Here is a 924-nt window from a genome sequence, read left to right as displayed (position 1 = left end):
GGCGGCGGGCGCGGTCCTGCTCGCGGTCTCGTTCTATACCGTCACCACCCCCTTCTGGAGCGGCATCCTCGCGCAGGGCCTCGCCATCTCCGTCGTCTTCATCTCGTTCACCGTGGTGACGGGGCTCGGCGCGATGGTGTCCCTGGCGCAGGCCACGTTCGTGACGGCGGCGGCGCTGGTGGCCGGGCTGCTGATGAGCCACGGCTGGCCGTTCATCGCGGCGGCGCTGGTGGGGACGGGCGGGGCGGCGGTGCTCGGCGCCCTGGTCGCGCTGCCGGCGCTGCGGCTCGGCGGGCGTTCCCTGGCCCTTGCCACACTGGCCCTTGCCTTCCTGGCCGATCAAGTGCTCTTCCAGATGGGCTGGTTGAGGAACGGCGACACCGGGTGGGAGATACCCCGGCCGATCTTCGGCCCGGTGGACCTGACGGACGACCGCGCGATGGGCGTGGCGATGGTCGTCCTGGTGACGGTGGCGGTGGCGGCGCTGAGCGCGCTGCGGGGGTCGGCGACCGGGCGGGCGATGCTGGCGGTGCGGTCCGCTCCGGCGGCGGCGATGGCTTCGGGCGTCTCGGTGGTGCGGACAAAGCTGCTGCTCTTCACGCTGTCGGCGGGTCTTGCCGGGTTCGGGGGTGTGATGTACGCGTCGTTCAACACCCGGATCACGGCTACGGACTTCACGGCGATGACGGGGCTCGTATGGCTGGCGGTGGTGGTGGCCGCGGGGGTGCGGAGGCCGCAGTTCGCGGTGGTGGCGGGTCTTGTGTTCGCGGTGATGCCGCATGTCCTGGCGGACTATGTGACGGAGTCGGTGCAGGTGCCGGTGATTCTGTTCGGGCTTGCGGGGTTGGCGCTGGCGAATGATCCGGATGGGTATTGTGCGGCGGTTTCGGTGCGGATGCATCGACGGCGAGGACTTCCCCGACC

The 924-nt window shown here is 70.8% G+C and carries 1 protein-coding gene; it reads left to right on the top strand.

Features of this window, described 5'->3' with window-relative positions:
• The coding region (locus tag E2651_RS43435; protein ID WP_135336754.1) for a branched-chain amino acid ABC transporter permease at positions 1 to 924 on the top strand (924 nt) is incomplete at both ends.

Origin of the sequence: Streptomyces sp. MZ04 (assembly GCF_004684775.1) — a bacterium.
Classification (GTDB): Bacteria; Actinomycetota; Actinomycetes; order Streptomycetales; family Streptomycetaceae; genus Streptomyces.
This window is presented reverse-complemented; position numbering and strand designations above follow the sequence as displayed.